This is a genomic window from Pseudomonas sp. MUP55, from assembly GCF_034043515.1.
In the GTDB taxonomy this organism is placed as follows: domain Bacteria; phylum Pseudomonadota; class Gammaproteobacteria; order Pseudomonadales; family Pseudomonadaceae; genus Aquipseudomonas.
Genome location: NZ_CP138214.1, coordinates 4,746,609 through 4,772,441, shown reverse-complemented (window position 1 = coordinate 4,772,441; position 25,833 = coordinate 4,746,609). Strand labels below are relative to the sequence as shown.

At 62.1% G+C, this 25,833-nt stretch carries 28 protein-coding genes; 18 read left to right on the top strand and 10 right to left on the bottom strand.

The window, feature by feature from the left end:
• Positions 1-17 precede the first annotated feature (17 nt).
• The 6 genes from ptsP to SC318_RS21485 all read right to left on the bottom strand — a co-directional run bounded on the left by ptsP (position 18) and on the right by SC318_RS21485 (position 6,796).
• Entirely contained in the window at positions 18-2,531 is a 2,514-nt protein-coding gene (gene ptsP, locus SC318_RS21510; protein WP_320428376.1) for a phosphoenolpyruvate--protein phosphotransferase, read from the bottom strand.
• A 36-nt stretch (positions 2,532-2,567) separates the two neighbouring features.
• Positions 2,568-3,578 (bottom strand): SIS domain-containing protein, encoded by a 1,011-nt coding sequence (locus tag SC318_RS21505; RefSeq protein ID WP_413817651.1) that lies wholly within the window; start codon positions 3,576-3,578, stop codon positions 2,568-2,570.
• Entirely contained in the window at positions 3,571-4,677 is a 1,107-nt protein-coding gene (nagA, locus tag SC318_RS21500) for an N-acetylglucosamine-6-phosphate deacetylase (protein ID WP_320428374.1), read from the bottom strand. Before nagA ends, SC318_RS21505 begins: the two co-directional genes overlap by 8 nt.
• 10 nt (positions 4,678-4,687) lie before the next feature.
• A complete protein-coding gene (locus SC318_RS21495) occupies positions 4,688-5,446 on the bottom strand; it encodes a GntR family transcriptional regulator (RefSeq protein WP_320428373.1) in 759 nt (252 codons plus the stop codon).
• Positions 5,447-5,706: 260 nt separating this feature from the next.
• Positions 5,707-6,210, bottom strand: coding sequence for a L,D-transpeptidase family protein (locus SC318_RS21490; protein ID WP_320428372.1), 504 nt, complete (start codon positions 6,208-6,210; stop codon positions 5,707-5,709).
• A gap of 37 nt (positions 6,211-6,247) precedes the next feature.
• Positions 6,248-6,796: an NUDIX hydrolase gene (locus SC318_RS21485; RefSeq protein ID WP_320428371.1), complete on the bottom strand. Its 549-nt coding sequence runs from the start codon at positions 6,794-6,796 to the stop codon at positions 6,248-6,250.
• A 146-nt stretch (positions 6,797-6,942) separates the two neighbouring features.
• Between SC318_RS21485 and SC318_RS21480 the strand changes: the two genes are divergently transcribed.
• The 5 genes from SC318_RS21480 (at position 6,943) to purT (ending at position 10,169) form a co-directional block, all read left to right on the top strand.
• Positions 6,943-7,545 (top strand): CoA pyrophosphatase, encoded by a 603-nt coding sequence (locus SC318_RS21480; RefSeq protein WP_033898592.1) that lies wholly within the window; start codon positions 6,943-6,945, stop codon positions 7,543-7,545.
• 35 nt (positions 7,546-7,580) lie between these two features.
• Positions 7,581-8,105, top strand: a complete 525-nt coding sequence (locus SC318_RS21475) for a gamma carbonic anhydrase family protein (protein ID WP_124388069.1) — start codon at positions 7,581-7,583, stop codon at positions 8,103-8,105.
• Positions 8,102-8,317, top strand: a complete 216-nt coding sequence (locus SC318_RS21470) for a DUF1289 domain-containing protein (protein ID WP_320428370.1) — start codon at positions 8,102-8,104, stop codon at positions 8,315-8,317. The genes SC318_RS21475 and SC318_RS21470 overlap by 4 nt, the downstream gene beginning before the upstream one ends.
• 133 nt (positions 8,318-8,450) lie before the next feature.
• Positions 8,451-8,918, top strand: a complete 468-nt coding sequence (locus SC318_RS21465; protein WP_320428369.1) for a preQ0 transporter — start codon at positions 8,451-8,453, stop codon at positions 8,916-8,918.
• Positions 8,919-8,987: 69 nt separating this feature from the next.
• Positions 8,988-10,169, top strand: a complete 1,182-nt coding sequence (gene purT / locus SC318_RS21460; RefSeq protein WP_320428368.1) for a formate-dependent phosphoribosylglycinamide formyltransferase — start codon at positions 8,988-8,990, stop codon at positions 10,167-10,169.
• Between the two features lie 86 nt (positions 10,170-10,255).
• Here the strand turns inward: purT and SC318_RS21455 are convergent, their stop codons facing one another.
• From SC318_RS21455 to SC318_RS21445, 3 genes are all read right to left on the bottom strand, one after another.
• The gene (locus tag SC318_RS21455) at positions 10,256-11,566 is read right to left on the bottom strand and encodes an MFS transporter (protein WP_124388065.1); all 1,311 of its coding nucleotides are present in this window, start codon (positions 11,564-11,566) and stop codon (positions 10,256-10,258) included.
• Between the two features lie 355 nt (positions 11,567-11,921).
• Positions 11,922-13,160 carry a transporter associated domain-containing protein gene (locus SC318_RS21450; protein ID WP_320428367.1) on the bottom strand — a complete coding sequence of 413 codons (1,239 nt, stop codon included), beginning with the start codon at positions 13,158-13,160 and terminating at the stop codon, positions 11,922-11,924.
• Positions 13,161-13,172: 12 nt separating this feature from the next.
• Positions 13,173-13,985: a cytochrome C assembly family protein gene (locus SC318_RS21445; RefSeq protein ID WP_124388063.1), complete on the bottom strand. Its 813-nt coding sequence runs from the start codon at positions 13,983-13,985 to the stop codon at positions 13,173-13,175.
• 234 nt (positions 13,986-14,219) lie between these two features.
• Here SC318_RS21445 and ffh point away from each other — a divergent pair, with 234 nt between their 5' ends.
• The 12 genes from ffh to SC318_RS21385 all read left to right on the top strand — a co-directional run bounded on the left by ffh (position 14,220) and on the right by SC318_RS21385 (position 24,727).
• Positions 14,220-15,596 carry a signal recognition particle protein gene (gene ffh, locus SC318_RS21440; RefSeq protein ID WP_003193965.1) on the top strand — a complete coding sequence of 459 codons (1,377 nt, stop codon included), beginning with the start codon at positions 14,220-14,222 and terminating at the stop codon, positions 15,594-15,596.
• 251 nt (positions 15,597-15,847) lie between these two features.
• The gene (rpsP, locus tag SC318_RS21435; protein ID WP_003238923.1) at positions 15,848-16,099 is read left to right on the top strand and encodes a 30S ribosomal protein S16; all 252 of its coding nucleotides are present in this window, start codon (positions 15,848-15,850) and stop codon (positions 16,097-16,099) included.
• 5 nt (positions 16,100-16,104) lie between these two features.
• Positions 16,105-16,641, top strand: a complete 537-nt coding sequence (gene rimM, locus SC318_RS21430) for a ribosome maturation factor RimM (protein ID WP_057723919.1) — start codon at positions 16,105-16,107, stop codon at positions 16,639-16,641.
• Positions 16,623-17,396: a tRNA (guanosine(37)-N1)-methyltransferase TrmD gene (gene trmD / locus SC318_RS21425; protein WP_177343966.1), complete on the top strand. Its 774-nt coding sequence runs from the start codon at positions 16,623-16,625 to the stop codon at positions 17,394-17,396. Before rimM ends, trmD begins: the two co-directional genes overlap by 19 nt.
• Before the next feature lie 45 nt (positions 17,397-17,441).
• Entirely contained in the window at positions 17,442-17,792 is a 351-nt protein-coding gene (rplS, locus tag SC318_RS21420; RefSeq protein WP_003175895.1) for a 50S ribosomal protein L19, read from the top strand.
• An 82-nt stretch (positions 17,793-17,874) separates the two neighbouring features.
• Positions 17,875-18,288, top strand: coding sequence for an acyl-CoA thioesterase (locus SC318_RS21415; RefSeq protein WP_320428366.1), 414 nt, complete (start codon positions 17,875-17,877; stop codon positions 18,286-18,288).
• 125 nt (positions 18,289-18,413) lie between these two features.
• Positions 18,414-19,310, top strand: coding sequence for a site-specific tyrosine recombinase XerD (xerD, locus tag SC318_RS21410; RefSeq protein WP_320428365.1), 897 nt, complete (start codon positions 18,414-18,416; stop codon positions 19,308-19,310).
• A gap of 139 nt (positions 19,311-19,449) precedes the next feature.
• On the top strand, positions 19,450-20,181 hold the full coding sequence (locus SC318_RS21405) for a thioredoxin fold domain-containing protein (protein ID WP_320428364.1): 732 nt from the start codon (positions 19,450-19,452) through the stop codon (positions 20,179-20,181).
• Positions 20,182-20,310: 129 nt separating this feature from the next.
• Positions 20,311-21,615: a homoserine dehydrogenase gene (locus tag SC318_RS21400; protein ID WP_320428363.1), complete on the top strand. Its 1,305-nt coding sequence runs from the start codon at positions 20,311-20,313 to the stop codon at positions 21,613-21,615.
• A gap of 103 nt (positions 21,616-21,718) precedes the next feature.
• Positions 21,719-23,128, top strand: a complete 1,410-nt coding sequence (gene thrC, locus SC318_RS21395; protein ID WP_124388059.1) for a threonine synthase — start codon at positions 21,719-21,721, stop codon at positions 23,126-23,128.
• Positions 23,129-23,268: 140 nt separating this feature from the next.
• Positions 23,269-23,409, top strand: coding sequence for a hypothetical protein (locus SC318_RS21390; RefSeq protein WP_320428362.1), 141 nt, complete (start codon positions 23,269-23,271; stop codon positions 23,407-23,409).
• Positions 23,410-23,482: 73 nt separating this feature from the next.
• Positions 23,483-24,727: an EAL domain-containing response regulator gene (locus tag SC318_RS21385; protein WP_320428361.1), complete on the top strand. Its 1,245-nt coding sequence runs from the start codon at positions 23,483-23,485 to the stop codon at positions 24,725-24,727.
• Here the strand turns inward: SC318_RS21385 and SC318_RS21380 are convergent.
• Positions 24,696-25,316, bottom strand: a complete 621-nt coding sequence (locus tag SC318_RS21380) for a response regulator (protein WP_320428360.1) — start codon at positions 25,314-25,316, stop codon at positions 24,696-24,698. The genes SC318_RS21385 and SC318_RS21380 overlap by 32 nt on opposite strands.
• A 207-nt stretch (positions 25,317-25,523) precedes the next feature.
• Between SC318_RS21380 and SC318_RS21375 the strand changes: the two genes are divergently transcribed.
• On the top strand, positions 25,524-25,808 hold the full coding sequence (locus SC318_RS21375; protein ID WP_320428359.1) for a DUF3509 domain-containing protein: 285 nt from the start codon (positions 25,524-25,526) through the stop codon (positions 25,806-25,808).
• Positions 25,809-25,833: the final 25 nt, after the last annotated feature.

The following is a 25,833-nucleotide window of genomic DNA, read 5'->3' as shown; positions in this document are numbered from 1 at the left end:
CCCTATTCTTGTTGTTTTCAGCTCAGCGGCCAGTGGTGTTGACAGGCTTGGCGAACGGCCTTGGCGCTGCTCAGGTTGAGCAGGCCCTGGCTCAGTTGCCGGCATTGCGCCGCGTCCAGGTGGCGGACGCGGTCCTTGATTTCGCCGATCTGCGGCGGGCTCACCGACAGCTCGCTGACGCCCAGGCCGACCAGCACGGGCGTGGCCAAGGGGTCGGAGGCCAGGGCGCCACACACGCCGACCCAGCGCCCGTGTTTTGCCGCGCCGGCGCAGGTCTGGGCGATCAGCCGCAGCAAGGCCGGGTGCAGCGCATCGACGCGTGCGGCGAGGCCCGCGTGGTCGCGGTCCATGGCCAGGGTGTACTGCGACAGGTCATTGGTGCCGATGGACAGGAAGTCCGCATGCTCGGCCAGTTGTTCCGCCATCAGCGCGGCGGCGGGCACTTCGATCATCACCCCCAGTTCGGGGCGCTGGGCCAGCCCCAGCTCCGTGCACAATTGCTCCAGGCGCTGGCGGATCTGCAGCAGTTCATCCACTTCGCTGACCATCGGCAGCAGGATGCGGCAACGCTGCAGCGGGCTGACCTGCAACAGGGCGCGCAGTTGCTGGTCGAGCAGTTCCGGGCGTACCTGGGCCATGCGGATACCGCGCAGGCCCAGCACCGGGTTGGCTTCGACGGGCAGCGGCAGGTAGTCCAGTTGCTTGTCGCCGCCCACGTCGATGGTGCGGATGATCACGGACTTGTCGCCCATGGCATCCAGCACGGCTTGGTAGGCCTGGCGCTGTTCCTGTTCGTCCGGCGCGGTGCGGCGGTCGACGAAGAGAAACTCGGTGCGCAACAGGCCGACGCCATCGGCGCCGTTTTCAAAGGCCAGCTGGGCTTCGGCGCTGGAGGCAACGTTGGCGGCGATTTCAATGCTCACGCCGTCGGTGGTGCATGCCGGCAATTGGGCCTGGGCCTGTTGCTGATGGCGGCGCACCTTCTGCGCGTCGCGAATCTGATGCACCTGGGCATGGCGCGCGTCGCTGGGGGCCAGCTCCAGGCGGCCATTGGCGGCGTCCAGCACCACGCGCTGGCCTTGGGGCACATCAAGCACCGCCGCGCCCAGCGCCACCACACAGGGCAAGCCTTTACCCCGCGCCAGAATGGCCACGTGAGACGTGGCGCCGCCTTCGGCCATGCAGATCCCCACGGCCTGCTGTTCGCTCAGTTGCAGCAGGTCGGAGGGGGTGAGTTCATGGGCGCTGACAATCGAGCCGGCGGGCAATTCGAAGTGCCAGGCTTCGCCCAGCAGCGCCCGCAGCACGCGCTGCTGCAGGTCGCGCAGATCATTGGCGCGTTCGGCAAACAAGGGCTTGCCCAGCGCCAGCAATACCGCGCACTGGGCCTGGATCGCATCACGCCAGGCGTGGGTCGCGGCGCTGCCCTGTGCAATGGCGCCGGCAGCCGCTTGCAGCAGGGCCGGGTCTTCCAGCAAGGCGAGGTGGGCGGCGAAGATCTCTTCTTCCTCGACGTGCTTGCGTTGGCGGGCCTGGTCCAGGGTGCTGCGGATTTCCCCGCGCACCTGCTCCAGTGCCGCGTCCAGACGTTGGGTTTGCTCGCTGGCCGAATGGTTGCCGGTGTCTTCGGGCAGCTCGACGCCAGTCAAGCGGAACAACGGTCCACACACCAGGCCGGGCGCTGCACAAACGCCTTGCAACACATCGGCCTCCACACTGGCGCGACGTGGCGCAGCCGCCGCCACGGGGGCGTGATGTTCTTCGCTGACCGCCACGGACAGCGCCGCGATCAACGCGTGCAAAGCCGCGTCGGCATCGCTGCCACGGCAGCTGACACGCACCTCGTCACCTTCGCCAATGCCCAATCCCATCAAACCAATCAGGCTGTCACAGGCTGCCGATTTGTCACCGAAATGCAGCTGCGACTGGCTGCTGAAACCCTGGGCGGTCTTGCGAATCAGCGCCGCGGGGCGCGCATGCAAACCGCCACGGTGGGTGATGCGTACGCTGGCGCGGGCTTCGGCGCTGGAGTTATCCACAGCCGCTTGAACAGGGGCGGCTGAACGCAACGCCACCTGCATCAATGGCTCCCCGACCTTGACCGTGCCGAGCGGGCAGGGCGTCAGTTCGAAACGGTCGCTGTTGGTCAGAATGATCAGGCTCACCAGGCTCTTGCACTGGCGCGCAATGCGGTCCAGATCAAATTGCACCAGCGCCTGGCCCTGGCTCACCCGTGTACCTTCCTTGACCAGCAGGGCAAAGCCTTCGCCATTGAGCTCAACGGTGTCGATACCGATGTGCATCAGTATCTCCGCGCCGTTGTCGGCACGCAGGGTCAGCGCATGCCCGGTGCGGGCGACGTGGATGATCACCCCATCACACGGCGCATGCAGGCAGTCGTTCAACGGATCGATGGCAATACCGTCGCCCATGGCGCCGCTGGCGAACACTTCGTCCGGGACATTGCCCAGGGCCAGCACCGGCCCAGTCAAGGGGGCGCTAAGGGTCAGTCGGTTATTGTTGTTGGACATGGGCACGGTACTCATCAGGAAAACACGGCACTCGACTCAGTGAGTGCGAGTGACTTTGCTCAGGTGACGTGGCTGATCGGGGTTCATCCCACGCGCCACCGCCAGGCCTGCGGCCATTACATAGAAGCTCTGGATCGCCAGGATCGGGTCCAGGCTTGGGTGTTCGGCGCGGCTTAAGGTCAGGTCGCGTTCGGCAATGTCGTCCGGCGCGGCCAGCAACACGCGGGCGCCGCGCTGGCGCATATCGGCGGCCAGGGTCAGCAGACCGGCCTGTTCGGCGCCACGTGGGGCGAACACCAGCAACGGGTAGTCTTCGTCGATCAAGGCCATCGGCCCATGGCGCACTTCGGCGCTGCTGAAGGCTTCGGCCTGGATCGCCGAGGTTTCCTTGAGCTTGAGCGCGGCTTCCTGGGCGATGGCAAAACCGGCGCCACGGCCGATCACCATCAGGCGCTGGCTGTCTTTGAGGGCCTCGATTGCGGTGTGCCAATCCTGTTTGGCAGCGTCGCGCAGGCCCTCGGGCAGCGCCTGGCAGGCGTGCAGCAGGTCGGCTTCCTGGTTCCAGTGGCCGACCAGCAACGCGCTGGCGCTGAGGGTGGCGATAAAGCTCTTGGTGGCGGCCACGCTCAGTTCCGGCCCGGCGCACAACGGCACGTGAAACTCGCAGGCAGCTTCCAGCGGCGACTCTTCGGCGTTGACCATCGAGATGCTCAAGGCCCCGCGCTTGCGCAGCAGGCGCAGGCTGTTGACCAGGTCCGGGCTTTGCCCCGACTGGGAGAAACCAAACGCAACCTGGCCGCTGACCTTCAACGGTGCCTGCAGCAGCGTCACCACCGACATCGGCAGCGACGCCACCGGAATCCCCACGTGTTGCATGGCCAGGTAGGCGAAATAGCTGGCGGCATGGTCCGAGCTGCCACGGGCGACGGTCATCGCCACTTGTGGCGGCTGGCGGCGCAGGCGACCGGCGACTTCTTCCAGCATCGGCTCCAGGCGTTGCAGTTGCGCCGCGACGGCGTCACAGGAGGCCAGGGCCTCTTCAAGCATTTTTGAAGTCAATGGTTTCTCCTTCGACCATTACGTCGGTGAGTGTCAGGGAGCGGTCCAGGCGCACGCAGTCGGCAAAGCTGCCGGGTTGCAGGCGGCCGCGTTCTTCCAGGCCCAGGTAATCCGCAGGAAATTGCGACAGGCGTTGTGAGGCTTCACTGATCGGCAGGCCGATCTTCACCAGGTTGCGCAGCGCCTGGTCCATGGTCAGGGTGCTGCCGGCCAGGGTGCCGTCGGCCAGGCGTACGCCGCCCAGGCACTTGGTCACGGTGTGGCTGCCCAGCTTGTATTCGCCATCGGGCATGCCGGCGGCGGCGGTGGAATCGGTGACGCAATACAGGCACGGGATCGAGCGCAGCGCCACGCGCATGGCGCCGGGGTGCACGTGCAGCAGGTCGGGGATCAACTCGGCGTATTTGGCGTGGGCCAGCGCAGCGCCGACGATGCCTGGCTCGCGGTGATGCAGCGGGCTCATGGCGTTGTACAAATGGGTAAAGCTGGTGGCGCCGGCGGCGAGGGCGGCCACGCCTTCTTCATAGCTGCCCAGGGTGTGGCCGATCTGCATGCGCACGCCGCGTTCGCTGAAGGCGCGGATCAGACCGTCATGGCCGGCAATTTCCGGGGCGATGGTGATCACCCGGATCGGCGCCAGGCGCAGGTAGGCTTCGACTTCGGCCATCAACGCGGTGTGGGCGAAGTTGGGTTGGGCGCCGAGTTTTCCGGGGTTGATGTAGGGGCCTTCCAGGTGGACGCCGAGCACGCGGGCACTGCCTGCAGGACGCTGCTCGCAAAAACTGCCGAGCTCGCCGAGCACACGGGAGATTTCATCCACCGGAGCGGTCATGGTCGTGGCCAGCAGCGAGGTGGTGCCAAAGCGCACGTGGGTGCGGGTGATGGTCTCGAAGGCCTCGGCGCCTTCCATGATGTCCGCACCGCCGCCGCCGTGCACGTGCAGGTCGATAAAGCCCGGCAGCAAATAGGGCAGGTCGTTGTCGGCCGGGTTGCACGGCGTGCCTTCAATGGCGACGACCTTGCCGTGCGCGTGCACCAGGCGGCCGCGCATCCAGCCGCTGGGCGTGAGGATATTGTCTTCGGACATGGGCAGTTCTCTAGATTCGCAGTTCGGCGGAATAATCATGGCGGCGCAGCTCTGCGACGAAGTCGTAGTAGTCGTTGCGGCAGTAGGTGTCGGTGATTTCAATCGGCGTGTTGTCGGCGGTGTAGCCCACGCGGGTCATCAGCAGCATGGCGGTGCCGGGGGCGATGCCCACCAGCTTGGCGAATTCGTCCGAGGCGTTGATCGCCTGTACATGCTGGAGCGCGCGGACGATGGGCTTGCCGATGCTTTCGAAGTATTCATACAACGAACTGCCCAGGGCCTGGGGCTGTGGCAGCACCGAGGCGGGGACGGCGGTCATTTCAATGGCCATGACCGTGTCGTCGGCTTTGCGCAGGCGCTTGAGGCGCGCCACTTTGTCATTGGTCGACAGGCACAGGCGGATCAGTTCTTCATGGGTTGGTGGGGTGATGTCGCGCTCCAGCCACTGGGAGCCCGGCACAAAGCCCTTCAGACGCAGCATCTCGCTGAACCCCGACAAGCGCGACAGCGGCTGTTCCAGGCGTGGCGTGATAAAGGTGCCGGAGCCCTGGCTGCGACGGATAAGGCCTTGTTCGAACAGGACTTCCAGCGCCTTGCGGGCAGTCACTCGAGAAATGCTCAACTGTTCGCTGAGTGCGCGTTCCGAGGGCAGGGCTTGCTCGGACGTCCACTGACCGGCATGGATCGCCGCTTCGAGCTTGCGCGCCAATTGCAGGTACAACGGCGTGGATTGTTTGTCGTCGGGGCGCAAGGCCTGGATGGGATTCATCTGTCAGGTTTCCGATGCATTATTGGAGTGTTGTCGCCCGGTATGGGCGGAAATTAATACCACTTAAATACCATGTCAATGCAACCAAAACGGTGCGCGCACTGGTTTCAGGGCGCCGTAACGGTGCCCTGTATCAAGTGGTATTAGAGAGGTCTTTATGGCGCGCAGAACGGCGCAGCCCGCGCGGTGAACTGGTATTCACCGGCAAGCGCTGCTCGGGGCAGGAAATATTTTCGAATTATTTTACGAGCGGTCGAGGATCACGGCCGAATCTCGATCAGCGTGCCGTCCTTGACCAGGCCCCAGACCTCACGCATGTCCACATTGCGCATGCCGATGCAGCCGTCGGTCCAGTCCAGGGTGTGGAACCACTGTTCCGGGTAGTCCTCGGTGTCCGGGGTGCCGTGGATCATGATCATGCTGCCCGGTTTCACCCCTTCGCGGCGGGCGCGGGCGGCGTCGCTGATGTTGGGGTAGGAAATGTGCATGGCCAGGTTGAAGCGCTCGCTGGTCTTGCGCCAGTCGATCCAGTAGAAGCCCTCCGGCGTGCGTCGGTCGCCCTCCATCAGCTTGTGGCCCTTGGGGTTCTTGCCCAGGGAAATACGATAGGTCTTGAGGGGCTTGCCGTCGTTGATCAGCTGCAGTTGGTGGGCGGATTTGAGCACCAGGACTTTTTCGACGGGTTTGCCGCCCAGTGTTTCCACCGTGGAGGCCGAGGACAGGGCAGCGAACGACAGACAGATAAGAGCAAGCAACCAACGCATTGAAACGATTTCCCTTTGGCGACGATTGGCCGGCTTGTTATTGGGCGGGCTTGGACAGCGGTGGCACGGACTCGCTGCGTACCGGGAACAGCTGTTGCCGGCGGTCGACGAAGAAGCATTCTAAGGTACGCCCGACCGTGCGGAAAGCCAGCTCGGACCAAGGGATATCGGCTTCAGCGAACAGTTTCACTTCCAGGCTTTCGATGCCGGCGGCGAAGTCCAGGTCGACCAGCTCGGCGCGATAGAAGATATGCACCTGGCTGATGTGCGGCACGTTGATCAGGGTGTAGATGCTCAGGTTGCGCACGCGGGCGCAGGCTTCTTCCAGCGTCTCGCGCATGGCGGCCTGTTCCACGGTTTCGCCGTTTTCCATAAAGCCTGCGGGCAGGGTCCAGTAACCCAGGCGCGGTTCGATGGCGCGGCGGCACAGCAGCACCTTGTCGCCCCACACGGGTACGGTACCCGCGACGATATTGGGGTTCTGATAGTGGATGGTCGAGCAGTGGTCGCAGACATAGCGCAGACGTGCGTCGCCTTCGGGAATGCGTTGGGTAACCGGTTTACCGCACTGGCTGCAGAAGTTCATGCTGGGGTTCCTGGAGAGTGGGCCTATCTTGGCGTGGCGGGCAGGGCCCTGCAAGTTGTCGTTTAGCGACATGCCAGCGGTTTTGGGCTTGGGCGCCTGCCCGCTTTGGTGCATGATGCAAGGTAGCCAACAGACCGAGATGACTCATGCTGGACGAGCTACTTCGCCGGGTAAGCAATCACACCCCTCATACCCTGGAGACCGACGGGCGTTTCCCCGAGGCCGCGGTGCTGGTACCGATTACCCGCAGTGACGAACCCGAGCTGATCCTGACCCTGCGCGCCAGCGGCCTGTCGACCCACGGTGGCGAAGTGGCCTTTCCCGGCGGGCGCCGCGACCCCGAAGACCCGGACCTGATCTTCACCGCCCTGCGCGAAGCCGAGGAAGAAATCGGCCTGCCGCCGGGGCTGGTCGAAGTGATCGGGCCGCTGAGCCCGCTGATCTCCCTGCACGGCATCCGCGTAACGCCTTACGTGGGCGTGATCCCGGATTACGTCGAATACCTGGCCAACGACGCCGAAATTGCCGCTGTCTTCAGCGTCCCGCTGGATTTCTTCCGCCAGGATCCCCGCGAGCACACCCACCGCATCGACTACCAGGGCCGCAGTTGGTATGTGCCAAGCTACAGGTTCGGCGAATACAAGATCTGGGGCCTGACGGCAATCATGATCGTGGAGCTGATCAATCTGCTCTATGACGATGCGCAGATCAGCCTGCACCAGCCACCCAAGAGCTTCATCAATATCTAAGCCATCGCTTGAATGGCGAGCCGTGAGGGAAAACCATGAAATACCGCTTGGGCGATGCCAGCGTCGAGACCCATCCACACAGCTGGGTGGCACCCAATGCCACGCTGGTGGGCAAGGTCAAGCTGGAGGAGGGCGCCAACGTGTGGTTCAACGCGGTGTTGCGTGGCGACAACGAGCTGATCCTGATCGGCAAGAACAGCAACGTGCAGGACGGCAGCGTGATGCACACCGACATGGGCTACCCACTGACCCTCGGCACCGGCGTGACCATCGGCCATAACGCCATGCTGCATGGCTGCACCGTCGACGACTACAGCCTGATTGGCATCAACGCGGTGATCCTCAATGGCGCCAAGATCGGCAAGCATTGCATCATCGGCGCCAACTCGCTGATCGGCGAAGGCAAGGAAATTCCCGACGGCTCGCTGGTGATGGGCTCGCCGGGCAAGGTGGTGCGCGAGCTGACCGAAGCGCAGAAGCGCATGCTCGAAGCCAGCGCCGCGCACTATGTGCATAACGCGCAGCGGTACGCGCGGGACCTGGTTGAGCAGGCAGAATGAGCGCGGTTGAACGTCCCGTCGCCTCGCCGTGCGTGAGCATTTGCGCGCTGGATGATGAGGATATCTGCACCGGATGCCAGCGTACCGTGGAAGAGATTACGCGCTGGAGCCGCATGAACAACGCCGAACGTCGGGTGGTGTTGGGGTTGTGTCATGAGCGGGCGGTGGCGAGTGGGTTGGTGTGGATGACACCCAAGAACTTGAGTGTTTGATAAACCGCTATCGGGAGCAAGCCCCCTCCCACATTTTGATCTGTGAACACATTCAAGTGTGGGAGGGGGCTTGCCCCCGATGAGGCCCTCCCAGACAACACATTTCCAAATCTTACCCACAGGTCCATCCTGCATGTTTTTCCTGATCGCCTACATCAGCAGCGTCGTGCTGATCAACTTCGCCTTTTCCACCGCCCCCCACCTGGACGTCATCTGGTCCGCCTGGGGCGGCCTGGTGTTTATCCTGCGCGACATGGTGCAAACCCGCTTCGGCCACGGCGCGATCATCGCCATGCTGGCCGCGCTGGTGCTGTCCTATATCACCTCCGATCCGTCCATCGCCCTGGCCAGCGCCACGGCCTTTGCGGTGTCCGAATGCATCGACTGGCTGGTGTTCAGCATTACCCGGCGTCCGCTGCACGATCGCCTGTGGATAAGTTCGGCGCTGAGCATTCCCCTCGACACCTTTATCTTCTTTGGCCTGATCGGTGCCCTGACGCCGGCCGTGGCGGGCACTGCGCTGGTGTCGAAGTTCGCCGGCGTCACCGTGGTGTGGCTGGTCATGGCCTGGCGCATCCGCCGGCGCACCGTCGCCAACTGAGGCCAATTTTCGCAGTTCATGTAAAATGCCGGCCTTTCTCCCCCTGATCCGCTCCCCTGAGGACCTGAGATGACCCGAATCGGAACTCCATTGTCGCCAACCGCGACCCGCGTTTTGCTGTGTGGCTGCGGTGAGCTGGGCAAGGAAGTGGTAATCGAACTGCAACGCCTGGGCGTTGAAGTGATTGCCGTGGATCGCTACGCCAACGCGCCGGCCATGCAGGTTGCGCACCGTAGCCATGTGATCAACATGCTCGATGGCGCCGCGTTGCGCGCCGTGATCGAGGCGGAGAAGCCGCACTTCATCGTGCCGGAAATCGAAGCCATCGCCACGGCGACCCTGGTCGAGCTGGAAGCCGAAGGCTTCACCGTGATCCCGACCGCGCGCGCCACCTCGCTGACCATGAATCGTGAAGGCATCCGTCGCCTGGCCGCCGAAGAGCTGGACCTGCCGACCTCGCCGTACCACTTCGCCGACACCTTCGAGGACTACAGCAAGGCCGTGCAGGACCTGGGCTTCCCTTGCGTGGTCAAGCCGGTGATGAGTTCCTCGGGCAAGGGCCAGAGCCTGCTGCGCAGCGCCGACGACGTGCGCAAAGCCTGGGATTACGCCCAGGAAGGCGGGCGCGCCGGCAAGGGGCGGGTGATCATCGAAGGCTTTATCGACTTCGACTACGAAATCACCCTGCTGACCGTGCGCCACATCGGCGGCACCACCTTCTGCGCGCCGGTCGGCCACCGTCAGGAGAAGGGCGACTACCAGGAATCCTGGCAGCCCCAGGCCATGAGCCCGATTGCCCTGGCCGAATCCGAGCGCGTCGCCAAAGCAGTGACCGAAGCCCTGGGTGGCCGTGGTCTGTTTGGCGTGGAGCTGTTCATCAAGGGTGATCAAGTGTGGTTCAGCGAAGTGTCGCCGCGCCCGCATGACACCGGCCTGGTAACCCTGATTTCCCAGGATTTATCGCAGTTCGCCCTGCACGCGCGCGCCATCCTCGGCCTGCCGATTCCATTGATCCGTCAGTTCGGGCCGTCGGCCTCGGCGGTGATTCTGGTGGAAGGGCAGTCGACCCAGACGGCGTTCGCCAACCTGGGCGCCGCATTGAGCGAGCCGGACACGGCGTTGCGTCTGTTTGGCAAGCCAGAAGTGAACGGCCAGCGCCGCATGGGCGTGGCGTTGGCGCGGGATGAGTCGATTGACGCAGCTCGGGCCAAGGCGACCCGTGCTTCCCAGGCTGTTGTGGTAGAGCTGTAAAAGCATCGGGGGCAAGCCCCCTCCCACACATTGAACTGTGAATACATTTCAAATGTGGGAGGGGGCTTGCCCCCGATAGCGGCCTGTCAGGCCACCCTGTTCAAATCATTATCCCGCGTCTCTTTCAGGCACAGCACAGCAATCAGGCTGAGCAACGCCGCCGCCGACACATACCCACCGACATAACTCAGCCCGCCCATCGCCACCAGCTTGGTCGCGAAGAACGGTGCCGCCGAGGCTCCTACGATACCGCCCAGGTTATACGCCGCTGAAGCACCGGTATAACGCACGCGGGTCGGGAACAGTTCCGGCAGCAGCGCACCCATCGGCGCGAAGGTCACGCCCATCAGAAACAACTCCAGCGCCAGGAACAGCGCCACGGCCCAGGTCGAACCGTGGGTGAGCAGCGGCTCCATGGTAAAGCCAGACAGAATCGCCAGGACCGCGCCGACAATCAGCACCGGCTTGCGCCCGTAGCGGTCGCTGGCCAACGCCGCCAAGGGTGTCGCCAGACCCATGAACAGCACCGCGAAGCACAACAGGCCGAGGAAGGTTTCGCGGCTGTAGCCGAGGGTCGACACGCCGTAGCTCAGGGAAAACGCCGTGGTGATATAAAACAGCGCATAGCACACTACCATCGACGCGGCGCCCAGCAGCACCGGCAGCCAGTGTTGGCTGAACAGCTCCACCAGTGGCACCTTCACCGGTTTTTCGTGGGCCACGGCATTGGCGAATACTGGCGTCTCGTGCAGCTTGAGCCGCGCATACAGGCCTACCATTACCAGCGCCGCGCTGAGGATGAACGGGATGCGCCAGCCCCAACTGCGGAACTGCTCGTCGTTCAGGCTCATGGCCAGGATCAGGAACAAGCCGTTGGCCGCCAGGAACCCAATCGAGGGACCCAGTTGCGGGAACATGCCGAACCAGGCGCGCTTGCCTTTGGGGGCGTTCTCGGTGGCCAGCAATGCCGCACCGCCCCATTCCCCGCCCAGTCCCAGGCCTTGGCCGAAGCGCAATACACACAACAGAATCGGCGCCCAGGCGCCAATGCTGTCGTAGCCGGGCAGCAAGCCGATCAGCGTGGTACACACGCCCATCAGCAGCAGGGAGGCCACCAGCGTCGACTTGCGGCCGATACGGTCGCCAAAGTGGCCGAACAGTGCCGAACCCAGCGGGCGTGCGATGAAGGCGATGCCGAAGGTCAGGAACGACGCCAGCATCTGCGCAGTACCGGACGTCTGCGGGAAGAACACCGGGCCGATGACCAGTGCCGCAGCCGTGGCGTAGATATAGAAATCGTAGAACTCGATGGCGGTGCCGACGATGCTCGCGGTCGCCACGCGGGCCGTCGAGTTGGTCGGGGCGGCGGTTGCGGCCTCGTTATACGTGGTGCTCATGGAGGTATCCCTGACGGTCATTGCGCGTTTGGACGCGGATTATTATTGGTCGAACACCCATGGATCAGGGTTATACGCGGGGCGGCTCGGGATGGGAGCAAACACCGGTCGGACATGGTGAAACGGTGCCTGGACACGCTGGGTGCGGGTAGCACGCGGTCGGGCGGGGCTTGGGTAAGCCGTCCGATTATAGGAAGGGCTTTGAACATACAACAAGTGGTTGGAGCGCCGCAGAACAAAGTGTGGGAGGGGGCTTGCCCCCGATGGCGGTGTATCAGCCAGCAAGTACAGTGACTGACACTCTGCCATCGGGGCAAGCCCCCTCCCACATTTGGAATAGGTGTTGTTCAGGAAGTCAGATGGCGACAGGCACGTGGCTGGTATGCCAGATCAGTACCTTGCTCACCCGGTTGTCCTCGGTCTCGAGGATTTCCAGGCGGTAGCGTCCAATTTTCAGGCATACCGCGCAGTCCGGGATGGTCTCCAGCGCTTCGGTCACCAGGCCATTGAGGGTCTTGGGGCCGTCGCTGGGCAGGTGCCAGCCCAGGCTCTTGTTCAGCTCGCGGATCGAGGCTGCGCCGTCGATGATGTAGCGGCCATCGGGCTGGGCTTCGATGTGCGGGTTATCCACAGCCTGATCGCTTTCGAATTCGCCGACGATTTCTTCCAGGATGTCTTCCAGGGTAACGATGCCCAGCACTTCGCCGTACTCGTCCACCACCATGCCCAGGCGTCGCTGCTGTTTATGGAAATTCAACAATTGCAGCTGCAAAGGCGTGCTTTCCGGCACGAAGTAGGGGGTGTGGCAGGCGGCCAGCAGCGCTTCCTTGGTCAGGCTGGCGTCGGGCAGCAGATGCTGGATCTGCCGCGTATTGAGCACCGCTTCGACCTGGTTGATATCGCTGTGGAACACCGGCAACCGCGTGCGCTGGGACGCGCGCAGTTGCTCGATAATGTCTTCGATCGGGTCATCCAGGTTGATGCCGTCCACTTCGCTGCGCGGCACCAGGATGTCGTTGACGGTGATGTTGTCCAGGGCATGGATGCCGGGCATGCCGGGGCTGTGCTCTTCGTCGGCGTCATGGTGCGGTTCGTCGTCGTGATCGGACAACGGTTCGTCGCTCTTTTTCACCATGCCAGGCTTGCGCGCGAACGGGCGCAGCAACATCAGGCTGATGCCATTGAGCAACCAGGCCGCGGGGTAGAGAATTTTCAGCGGCACCCCCAGCAGGGCATTGCCAAAGCCCAGTATTGGCTGCGGATAGCGAGTCGCCACGGCACGGGGCAGGTAGTCGGCGAGAATCAGCAGCAACCCGCAGGAGATCAGCCAGCCGAGCCATGGCCCGTTCTGCGCCCAGGCATAAATCGCCAGCAGCGTGCACAGGATGACGACGGCTGCGCGGCACAGGCTGTTGCACAGGATCAGGCTGTGGCGCGGGAAGCTCAGGCGTGCGGCGGCCTTGTCGCCCTGGCGGGTGCCGGGGCGCAGGGCCAGCAGGTGTTGTTGTGCGGCTTCGATGGCGGTAAACAGCGCTGCCCATAAAATCAGCAGGGCAATTACGGCGAGCATCGGCCCAAGGGGCAAGTTGTCCATGATCGCCGCCAGTCAGATATGCAGGATGTATTCGCGGACCAGCTTGCTGCCGAAATAGGCCAGCATCAGCAGGCAGAAACCGGCCAGGGTCCAGCGGATGGCCTTGTGTCCACGCCAGCCGAGGCGGTTGCGGCCCCACAGCAATACGCTGAACACCACCCAGGCCAGGCAGGCCAGCAGGGTTTTATGCACCAGATGCTGGGCGAACAGGTTCTCGACGAACAGCCAGCCGGAAATCAGCGACAGCGACAGCAAGGTCCAGCCGGCCCATAGAAAGCCGAACAGCAGACTTTCCATGGTTTGCAGCGGCGGGAAGTTCTTGATCAGCCCGGACGGGTGCTTGTGCTTGAGCTGGTGGTCCTGCAGCAGCACCAGCAGCGACTGGAACACCGCGATGGTGAACATGCCGTAGGCAAGGATCGACAGCAGGATGTGCGCAAGGATGCCCGGTTCTTCATCGATCACCTGAACGGTGCCGGTGGGCGCGAATTGCGCCAGCAGCACCGTGAGCATCCCCAGCGGGAACAGCAGGACGAGCAGGTTCTCGACCGGAATCCGGTAGCACGCCAGCAGTGTCAGCGCGATCACGGCGGCCGCGATCAGGCTGGCGGCGCTGAAAAAATCCAGGCCCAGGCCGACCGGGGTCATCAAATGGGTAAACAGGCTGGCGGCATGGGCCAGCAGGGCGAGCACGCCAAGGCCTGTCAGCAGACGTTTGTCCGCTTTGGCGCCTTGGGCCAGACGAGTGCCCTGATAGAGGGTCGCAGCGGCATACAAGATGGCGGCGGCGAGACTGGGTAGCAAACTGGGTGACAAAGGGAGCATAAATCCTGAGAGACAAGCCCGAAAGGCGCTGAGTTTGGCACACACCTGCGCTGCACGAAAGACTCCCGGGCCAGACAGCGGGTGTGCACGGGCGCAGTCTTCGCTATAATCCGCGACCTGCCCACGCCGCAGGCTCGCCGAGCGCTGTTTTTAATAGCGATTTACCACAGCCTGGGCTGCCATTACCTCGGTCTACCAATGCATTTCGTTGAATAGGGCCTGAAAGGATCGCGCATGTTTGAAAACTTGACTGACCGTCTCTCGCAGACGCTGCGCCACGTAACCGGCAAGGCCAAGCTGACCGAGGACAATATTAAAGACACCCTGCGTGAAGTGCGCATGGCGTTGCTGGAAGCCGACGTGGCTTTGCCGGTGGTGAAGGACTTCGTCAATTCGGTCAAGGAACGTGCGGTCGGCACTGAAGTGTCGCGCAGCCTGACCCCGGGCCAGGCGTTCGTGAAGATCGTCCAGGCCGAGCTCGAAAGCCTGATGGGCGCGGCCAACGAAGACCTGAACCTGAGCGCCGTGCCGCCGGCCGTCGTGCTGATGGCCGGTCTGCAAGGTGCGGGTAAGACCACCACCGCGGGCAAACTGGCGCGCTTCCTTAAAGAGCGCAAGAAGAAGTCGGTGATGGTGGTCTCGGCCGACGTCTACCGTCCGGCCGCTATCAAGCAGCTGGAAATGCTCGCCGGCGAAGTGGGCGTGACCTTCTTCCCGTCGGACCTGAGCCAGAAGCCGGTCGATATCGCCAACGCGGCTATTAAAGAAGCCAAGCTGAAATTCATCGACGTGGTCATCGTCGATACCGCCGGTCGCCTGCACATCGATGAAGAGATGATGGGCGAGATCAAGGCGCTGCATGCCGCGATCAACCCGGTAGAGACGCTGTTCGTGGTCGACGCCATGACCGGTCAGGACGCGGCGAATACCGCCAAGGCCTTCGGTGATGCGCTGCCGCTGACCGGCGTGATCCTGACCAAGGTCGACGGCGACGCCCGTGGCGGTGCCGCGCTGTCGGTACGTGCCATCACCGGCAAGCCGATCAAGTTCATCGGTATGGGCGAGAAGAGCGAAGCGCTCGAGCCGTTCCACCCGGAGCGTATCGCCTCGCGCATCCTCGGCATGGGCGACGTGCTCAGCCTGATCGAGCAGGCCGAAGCCACGCTCGATAAAGACAAGGCCGACAAGCTGGCCAAAAAGCTGAAGAAGGGCAAGGGCTTCGACCTCGAAGACTTCCGTGACCAGCTGCAGCAGATGAAGAACATGGGCGGCCTCGGCGGCTTGATGGACAAGCTGCCGAACATCGGCGGTGTGAACCTGGCGCAAATGGGCAACGCCCAGGGCGCGGCAGAGAAGCAGTTCAAGCAGATGGAAGCCATCATCAACTCCATGACCCCGGCCGAGCGCCGCGACCCTGAGCTGATCAGCGGTTCGCGCAAGCGCCGGATCGCCATGGGTTCCGGCACCCAGGTGCAGGACATCGGTCGCTTGATCAAGCAGCACAAGCAGATGCAGAAGATGATGAAGAAATTCTCCGCCAAGGGCGGTATGGCCAAGATGATGCGCGGCATGGGCGGTATGTTGCCCGGCGGCGGCATGCCGAAAATGTAAAGTATTCGAGCGCAAGCCCAGCTTGCGCTCCGACCCACAGGGATGTGGGATCTCCAGCAAACCCGCCGTTGGCGGGCGCTGACCTGCCGTTTTAACCGACGGCTCTATAGCAGATCTGAATGGCACGCTGATAGGCGCCAGAAAAAGACATTTGCAAAAGTCCGGATATTCCTTAGAATATGCGGCCTTTCGGGCACCTATGCCCGCTGTGCATTTAGATTTGCAGCACCGACTACAGGAACGATGTTCACATGCTAACAATCCGTCTTGCCCTTGGCGGCTCCAAAAAGCGCCCGTTTTACCACTTGACCGTAACTGACAGCCGCAACCCACGTGACGGCTCTCACAAGGAACAAGTTGGCTTCTTCAACCCGATCGCTCGTGGTCAAGAAGTCCGCCTGTCCGTGAACCAAGAGCGCGTAGCCTACTGGCTGAGCGTTGGTGCACAGCCTTCTGAGCGTGTTGCCAAGTTGTTGAAGGACTCGGCTAAGGCCGCAGCCTGAGCAATATGAACGCGACGCCGACTGTTGCTGATGATTTGATCGTTATCGGCAAGATTTATTCTGTTCATGGCGTTCGCGGCGAAGTGAAGGTGTATTCCTTTACTGATCCGACTGAAAACCTGTTGCAGTACAAAACCTGGACGCTCAAGCGCGAAGGTAGCGTGAAACAGGTCGAGCTGGTCAGTGGACGCGGGAGCGACAAGTTCCTGGTCGCGAAGCTCAAGGGTCTTGATGATCGTGAAGAAGCTCGTCTTCTGGCTGGTTATGAGATCTGCGTGCCGCGCAACCTGTTCCCTGAATTGACCGACGGCGAGTACTACTGGTACCAGCTGGAAGGTCTGAAGGTTATTGATCAACTGGGGCAATTGCTCGGGAAAATCGATCATCTTCTGGAAACCGGCGCCAATGATGTAATGGTGGTCAAGCCTTGCGCTGGCAGCCTGGATGATCGCGAACGCCTGTTGCCCTATACCGGGCAGTGCGTGTTGGCCGTCGACCTGGCAGCGGGCGAGATGAAGGTGGAATGGGACGCGGACTTCTAAGCGTGGCTAATTTGCGCATTGAAGTGATCAGTTTGTTTCCCGAGATGTTTTCCGCCATCAGCGAGTACGGCATCACCAGTCGGGCGGTGAAACAGGGGCTGTTGCAGCTCACCTGTTGGAACCCGCGAGACTACACGACGGATCGACATCACACTGTGGACGATCGCCCATTTGGCGGTGGCCCGGGCATGGTGATGAAGATCAAGCCCCTGGAAGACGCGTTGGTTGAGGCCAAGGCAGCCGCCGGGGAGAAGGCGAAGGTAATTTACCTGTCCCCTCAAGGCCGTCAGCTGAAACAGGCTGCGGTACGCGAACTGGCGAATGAGGAAGCACTTATCCTGATTGCCGGTCGCTATGAAGGCATTGACGAGCGTTTTATTGAAGCTCATGTCGATGAAGAGTGGTCGATTGGGGACTATGTCCTGTCTGGCGGCGAGCTGCCGGCGATGGTCCTGATAGATGCGGTTACACGACTGCTGCCTGGAGCTTTAGGGCATGCGGACTCTGCGGAGGAAGATTCCTTCACGGATGGTTTGCTGGATTGCCCGCACTACACCCGTCCGGAGGTGTATGCGGATCAGCGTGTTCCCGACGTATTGCTAAGTGGCAATCACGCACACATCCGGCGTTGGCGTTTACAGCAGTCCCTTGGTCGGACCTATGAACGACGCGCCGATCTTCTGGAAAGCCGCTCGCTTTCTGGAGAAGAGAAGAAGCTGCTCGAGGAATACATCCTCGCGCGGGACGATAGTTAACAACGTATCGATGGTAGGTCCATTGACTTACCTTAGGAGCACAGCATGACTAACAAAATCATCCTTGCACTCGAAGCAGAGCAGATGACCAAAGAGATCCCTACCTTTGCCCCGGGCGACACCATTGTCGTTCAGGTGAAAGTGAAGGAAGGCGACCGTTCGCGTCTGCAAGCGTTCGAAGGCGTGGTAATCGCCAAGCGTAACCGTGGTGTGAACAGTGCTTTCACTGTTCGTAAAATCTCCAACGGTGTTGGCGTAGAGCGTACTTTCCAGACCTACAGCCCGCAAATCGACAGCATGGCTGTGAAACGTCGCGGTGACGTACGCAAAGCCAAGCTGTACTACCTGCGTGACCTGTCCGGTAAAGCAGCTCGCATCAAGGAAAAACTGGCTTAAGTCCAGCTTCCCGATGCAGAAAAAAGCAGCCTACGGGCTGCTTTTTTGTGCCTGAAATTTGCCCAATCCCCGGTATTTGTCCATGACCACCCGCCTCGAAGAAATCCAGCGCCGCACCGACTTGTCCGTGACTCACGTGACCAAGGCCGTGTTCCCGCCGACCACCAACCACCACAACACCTTGTTCGGCGGCACAGCGCTGGCGTGGATGGACGAAGTGTCGTTCATCACCGCCACGCGCTTCTGCCGATTGCCGCTGGTGACGGTCTCCACCGACCGCATCGACTTCAATCACGCGATCCCGGCCGGTTCCATCGTTGAGTTGATCGGTCGCGTGATCAAAGTCGGTAACACCAGCCTCAAGGTAGAAGTGGAAGTGTTTGTGGAAAGCATGAGCGCCGATGGCCGTGAGCGGGCGATCCAGGGCGTGTTCAGCTTTGTCGCAATCGACCCCGACAAGCGCCCGGTGCCAGTGCTGCCTGGGTTTGTCGATTGATCTGAAACCGAGTTGTGGTCATCGCAGGCAAGGCCAGCTCCCACATTGGGACGCATTGTCCCTGTGGACGCTGGCTTACCTGCGATAGCATCCATCGCACACCACCTTCAATCGCCTGAGCCTCTATGCCCGCCATTGACCACCCCCTGATCGACCGCTTCCTTGACGCCCTCTGGTTGGAAAAGGGCCTGTCAGATAACACCCGCCATGCCTATCGCAGCGACTTGGCGCTGTTCAATGGTTGGTTGCAGGAAAAAAACCTCGAGCTGATCAATGCTGGTCGGGAGCTGATCCTCGATCACCTGGCCTGGCGCCTGGAGCAGAACTACAAACCGCGTTCCACGGCGCGCTTTCTCTCCGGCGTGCGTGGCTTTTATCGCTACCTGCTGCGGGAAAAACTCATCGCGGTCGACCCCACCCTGCAAATCGACATGCCCCAGCTGGGGCGGCCACTGCCCAAATCCCTGTCGGAAGCCGACGTGGATGCCTTGCTCGCCGCGCCCGACCTGAGCGAAGCCATCGGCCAGCGTGATCGCGCCATGCTGGAAGTGCTGTATGCCTGCGGATTGCGAGTGACCGAGTTGATCAGCCTGACCCTGGAGCAGGTCAACCTGCGTCAGGGCGTGCTGCGGGTGATGGGCAAGGGCAGCAAGGAGCGCCTGGTGCCGATGGGGGAGGAGGCGATTGTGTGGGTCGAGCGTTACATGCGTGATGCGCGCCACGAACTGCTCGGTGGCCGTCCCAGTGATGTGCTGTTTCCCAGCCTGCGCGGTGAGCAGATGACCCGGCAGACCTTCTGGCACCGCATCAAGCACCAGGCCAAGGTGGCCGGGATCGGCAAGACACTGTCGCCTCACACCCTGCGCCATGCATTCGCCACGCACTTGCTCAACCACGGCGCGGATTTGCGTGTGGTGCAGATGTTGCTGGGGCACAGTGACTTGTCCACCACCCAGATTTACACCCACGTGGCACGGGCGCGCTTGCAGGATATGCACGCCAGGCACCATCCGCGCGGCTGAAAAATCCCAATTTACCCGGCTACGGGCTGCCCTGCGGCCCAACTGTGGTAGGCTTTGCCGGTTCAAAGGCGACGGTCACACTCCCAGTTTCCAATCGGCGTACCTGCACCCGTCCCTGTATCTGCCTTCAGGAGTTCCCATGCGCTTGACCCAGATTATTGCCGCCGCAGCCATTGCGTTGGTTTCCACCTTTGTCGTCGCCGATGATGCGGCCGAGCAGGCCATTCGCAAGAGCCTGGTCAATCTGCAGCTCGACACGCCTATCGAAAGCATCAGCGCCAGCCCCATGGCCGGCCTGTATGAAGTCAAGCTCAAGGGCAGCCGCGTGCTGTACGCAAGCGCCGACGGCCAGTACATCGTTCAGGGCTACCTGTTCCAGTTGAAGGACGGCAAGCCGGTCAACCTGACCGAGAAAGCCGAACGCCTGGGCGTGTCCAAGCTGATCAACGGCATTCCGGTGGCTGAAACCGTGGTGTACCCGGCCATCGGCGAAACCAAGACCCACATCACCGTATTCACCGACACCACCTGCCCGTACTGCCACAAGCTGCACGCCGAAGTGCCTGCGCTGAACAAGCTGGGCGTGGAAGTACGCTACGTGGCGTTCCCGCGTCAGGGCCTGGGCTCGCCGGGTGACGAGCAGTTGCAGGCAGTGTGGTGCTCGGCCGACAAGAAAGCGGCCATGGACAAGATGGTCGACGGCAAGGAAATCAAGGCGGCCAAATGCGCCAACCCGGTTTCCAAGCAGTTCGCCCTGGGCCAGTCCATCGGCGTGAACGGTACACCGGCTATCGTTTTGGCCGACGGCCAAGTGATTCCGGGCTACCAGCCGGCGCCACAAGTTGCCAAACTGGCACTGGGTGCCAAGTAAGCATTAATCGTCGAGCCTTTGACGAGCATGACCCGCCGAACCGTCGGCGGGTCATTAATTGAGAGCCGCCGTTGTGCGGCTGTGTTCCACGGCCGACCTTGAGTCGGCCGTTTCATGGGGAGTTCTTCAGTGAAACCGGTCAAAGTAGGCATCTGTGGGTTAGGGACCGTCGGTGGCGGCACCTTCAACGTACTTCAGCGTAACGCTGAAGAAATTTCCCGCCGTGCAGGGCGCGAAATTGAAGTGGCGCAAATTGCCACGCGTTCGCCAAAGCCTCAGTTCGAAACGACCGGTATTACGATTACCAACGATGTGTTCGCCGTGGCCACCAACCCTGAAATCGATATTGTCATCGAGCTGGTAGGCGGCTACACCGTGGCCCGTGAGCTGGTGCTCATGGCCATCGAGAACGGCAAGCATGTGGTCACCGCCAACAAGGCGCTGATCGCCGTGCACGGCAACGAGATCTTCGCCAAGGCGCGTGAGAAGGGCGTGATCGTGGCGTTCGAAGCGGCGGTGGCCGGCGGTATCCCGGTGATCAAGGCGATTCGTGAAGGCCTGTCCGCCAACCGCATCAATTGGGTGGCCGGCATCATCAACGGCACCGGTAACTTCATTCTCACCGAAATGCGCGAAAAGGGCCGTACGTTCGAAGACGTGCTGGCCGAAGCCCAGGCCCTGGGTTATGCCGAAGCCGACCCGACCTTCGACGTGGAAGGCATCGACGCGGCTCACAAGCTGACCATTCTGGCGTCCATCGCCTTTGGTATCCCGCTGCAGTTCGACAAGGCCTACACCGAAGGCATCACCAAGCTGACCACCGCCGACGTGAACTACGCTGAAGCCCTGGGCTACCGCATCAAGCACCTCGGCGTGGCGCGCAGCACCCCGGCCGGTATCGAGCTGCGCGTGCACCCGACGCTGATCCCGGCCGACCGCCTGATCGCCAACGTCAATGGCGTGATGAACGCGGTGATGGTAAACGGTGACGCCGCCGGTTCCACCCTGTTCTACGGCGCCGGTGCCGGCATGGAGCCGACCGCTTCCTCGGTGATCGCCGACCTGGTGGACGTGGTTCGCGCCATGACCAGCGACCCGGAAAACCGCGTGCCGCACCTGGCCTTCCAGCCGGACTCGCTGTCGGCGCACCCGATCCTGCCGATCGAAGCCTGCGAAAGCGCCTACTACCTGCGCATCCAGGCCCAGGATCATCCGGGCGTGTTGGCCCAGGTGGCCAGCATCCTGTCCGAGCGCGGGATCAACATCGAATCGATCATGCAGAAGGAAGTCGAGGAGCAGAACGGCCAGGTGCCGATGATCCTGCTGACCCACCGCGTGCTTGAGCAGCATATCAACGATGCGATCGCCGCCCTGGAAGCCCTGCAGGGCGTAGTTGGCCCGGTCGTTCGCATTCGTGTCGAACATCTAAATTAATTAAGCGACAAGCGCCAAGCTACAAGCTACAAGTAAAAGCAGATCTGCTCTCACTTGCAGCTTGTAGCTTAAAGCTTGCAGCTCAAACCGAAGGTTTGCCCCTATGCGTTACATCAGCACCCGCGGCCAGGCACCGGCCCTGAATTTCGAAGACGTTCTGCTGGCAGGCCTTGCCACCGACGGCGGCCTGTACGTGCCGGAAAACCTGCCACGCTTCACCCAGGAGGAAATCGCTTCCTGGGCCGGCCTGCCGTACCACGAGCTGGCGTTCCGGGTGATGCGCCCGTTCGTCACCGGCAGCATCCCGGACGCGGACTTCAAAAAGATCCTGGAAGAAACCTACGGCGTGTTCTCCCACAGCGCCATTGCTCCGCTGCGCCAGTTGAACGGCAACGAGTGGGTGCTTGAGCTGTTCCACGGCCCGACCCTGGCGTTCAAGGACTTTGCCCTGCAACTGCTCGGCCGCCTGCTGGACTACGTGCTGGAGAAGCGCGGCGAGCGCGTGGTGATCATCGGCGCTACGTCCGGCGATACCGGCTCGGCGGCCATCGAAGGGTGCAAGCACTGCGAAAACGTCGACATCTTCATCCTGCACCCGCACAAGCGTGTGTCGGAGGTGCAGCGTCGCCAGATGACCACCCTGTTCGGTGAGAACATCCACAACATCGCCATCGAAGGCAACTTCGATGACTGCCAGGAAATGGTCAAGAACAGCTTCGCCGACCAGAGCTTCCTCAAGGGCACGCGCCTGGTGGCGGTGAACTCGATCAACTGGGCGCGGATCATGGCCCAGATCGTCTACTACTTCCACGCGTCCCTGCAGTTGGGCGGCCCGGCGCGTTCGGTGTCGTTCTCGGTGCCGACCGGCAACTTCGGCGACATCTTCGCCGGCTACCTGGCGCGCAACATGGGCCTGCCGATCAACCAGTTGATTGTCGCGACCAACCGCAACGACATCCTGCACCGCTTCATGAGCGGCAACCAGTACGTCAAGGAAACCCTGCACGCCACGCTGTCGCCGTCGATGGACATCATGGTCTCGTCGAACTTCGAACGCCTGCTGTTCGACATGCACGGTCGCAACGGCGCGGCGCTGGCCGAACTGATGAACAGCTTCAAGCAAGGGGGCGGCTTCAGCGTGGAGCAAGAGCGCTGGACCGAAACCCGCAAGCTGTTCGACTCCCTGGCGGTGGACGACGCGCAGACCTGCGAAACCATTGCTGAGGTGTATGCCCAGACCGGCGAGCTGCTCGACCCGCACACCGCCATTGGTGTGAAGGCCGCCCGCGAGTGCCGTCGCAGCCTGGATATCCCGATGGTGATCCTGGGTACGGCGCACCCGGTCAAATTCCCCGAAGCGGTGGAAAAGGCTGGCGTGGGCAAGGCCCTGCAACTGCCGGAGCACCTGGCTGATCTGTTCGAGCGCGAAGAGCGTTGCACGGTGTTGGCCAACGATCTGAAGACGGTGCAGGCGTTTGTCAGCCAGCATGGCAATCGCGGCAAACCGCTCTGATCGACACAGGCTGCCCGAGGCATTCGCTGCTCGGGCAGCCGCAGCCAGGTAGCGCTTTTGCAATAGACCAAGCCCGTCGCTTTCTCATTCTGGCGAGCCATACTTGCTGGGGCGATCCCCGCCAGCCAAGGACCCAATCGGTGCATGTTTTGATTCAATGGATAGCGAGACTGGTGTGCGCACTGCTGCTTGCCCAGGTGCCTGCCAGCCTGGCTGCCGTCAGCCTGCCCTTCAAACTGTTCCGGCGCGATTTGCAGCCTTATCTGGATGGGCACATTTAGGACACGTCCTATGTGACCCATTGTGGTAGTTGACTATGCTGCCGGACTCTTCCCAGCACCGACTCCAAGGCCCATGCGATCTCTCAATGTCCTGATCCTCGAAGACAACCCGTTTCGACTGATGGCCCTGCACCAGATGCTCAATGCCAACGGCGTGTTCAATGTGTTGACCGCCGAAAACGTCGACACGGCGCGCCAATCCCTGGGCAGCAAGGGCCCGGTGGATATCGCGCTGTGTGATCTGTACCTGGAGCAGGGCGACTGTCTGGAATTGATCCGCGAATTGGCCGAACGCCGCCTGACTCAGGTGCTGGTTTTGCTCAGTAACGCTGAGCCTGACGTACTGCAAGGCGTCGCGAACATGGCGCGGCAGTTGGGTCTGCACGTGCTGGCATGCCTGCCCAAGCCCGCTTCGGCAGCGCTGATCGGGCAGATCCTGACCGATTGCCAGGCGCTGCTGCGCCCGGGGCCGACGGCGCTGTCCTGGGGGCGCGTACGCGACTTGCTGGGCGTGAGCGACAGCGAGCCGTTGCCGCCCTCGGCGGACGTCAGCCAGGACACCATCGCGCGGTGTGGCAGGGTCTGGTACCAGCCCATCGTCGATCAGGCGGGAGCCTTGCAAGGTGTAGAGGCGTTGGCCTGCTGGCAATTGCCGGCCGGTGAACCGCTGCTGCCCGACGACTTTCTACCCGTGCTGGAATTTGCCGGCATGGAAGAAGCCTTTACCTGGCATGTGCTGGAGCAAACCCTCGGACTGGCTGGCCAGGTCATGGGCGAGACGGGACAGGCGTTGCCGGTGGCGGTGAATATCCCCGCGCGGATGCTGGAGCGCGCGCACTTTCCTGAAGTGTTGCAAGGCCTGCTGCAACTGCATCGGGTGCCGGCCCACAGCCTGACCCTGGAGCTGGTGGAAGCTTCACGCCTCAAAGCCGACAGCGTTCATCTCACCGGCTTGTTGCGCCTGCGCATGCTGGGGTGCCAGCTGTCCATTGGCGACTTCGGCCTGGGCGGCACCAGCCTGCAACAGCTGCTGGAGCTGCCCTTTACCGAACTGAAAATCCCCCCAGCGTTTGCCAGCGGCATGGCCAATGACGATCGCAGGGCGGCCGTGGTGGCGGGTGCCATGAGCATGGCTGCTCGCCTGAACGTCGCGGTGGTGGTTACCGGTGTAGAAAGCGCGGCTGACTATCATGCCGTGAGCGAACTCGGCGCGGCCTGGCTGCAGGGTTGTTTCATCGCGCCGCCCATGGACCCCGAGGCGCTTCGCCGATGGCTCGCCTTCCAGGCTACGCCAGCCCGTGTTCCTGTACGTAGATAAACAGCGCAGCGTCGTTGCCCAGGCCCAGCTTGCGCATGGCGCTGACCTTTTGCGCACTGACGGTCTGCTTGCTGCGATGCAGGTGTGCGGCGATCTCGCCCACCGTCATGCCGCCCGCCAGCAGGCGAATCACTTCCAGTTCGCGCGGTGACAGCGGTTCCTGGGCGTGCGCGCCATCGCCGCTGGCTTGTCCGGCCAGGCTCAGCGCCTGGCGGATGGCCTGCGGCAACTCATCGGCCAGGCTGGCCTTGCTCAGCAGGCCCATGACGCCCAAGGCCAGGATCGAATGAAACAAACCGGCGTTATTGAGCATGGTCACCACCACGATGGGCAGGTCCGGATGGTGCCGGCGCAGGTGCTCGATCAAGCGCAGGCCGTCGGCCTGGGGTTCGGCCGGCATCATGAAGTCGGTCACCAGCACGTCGCAGGCGCAGTGTTGCAGCAACGCGTTAAGGGCCTGCGGCGAGTTGGCTTCACCGACGATGCGCACGTGCTCGTCACGCTCGAGCACAGCGCGCAAACCAATCAGGAAGATCGGGTGGTCGTCGGCAAGCACGACGCGCAATGGCGGTTCAAACGCGGCTTTCAAGGCAGGCTCCCGGGATAATCCAGGGATTCTAGCCTGTCAGCGCATGTTTTCTCTCTGTCATCTTTGCCGTGCATGCTTGATCGACTCAGGCGGCTTCCTACATAAAAGGTCGAACTTTCTGCTTTGAGCACAGGTCACTTGAATGTCAGCACCTTCGTGACGTTTTTGTTTTTCGAACCTTTTTCGAATGATTGAGTGGTGATCGAGATGGAAAGTATCAATCTATTGCTCAGCGAAGCGCTGAGCCCTTATCAAGTTTCGCTGACGCCTGCTGGTGTGCAGGGCGAGTGCCTGGTTTCCGTGAAGAACCCCGGTGGCGCCATTGTGGTGGAGCGCGACTTCGACCGCGCGCAACTGACCGACAAACGCGCGTTGGTGGATGTGGTGGATTGCCTGCTTCGCGACATTAAAATCGCCGAAGGGCGCGTGGAACCCTCGGTCACCGCCGCCTTGCGCAACGCTGCCCGGACACGCAGCGGCGCGCTGGCGTGAAGAATTATTTTTCTTCGGAACCTTC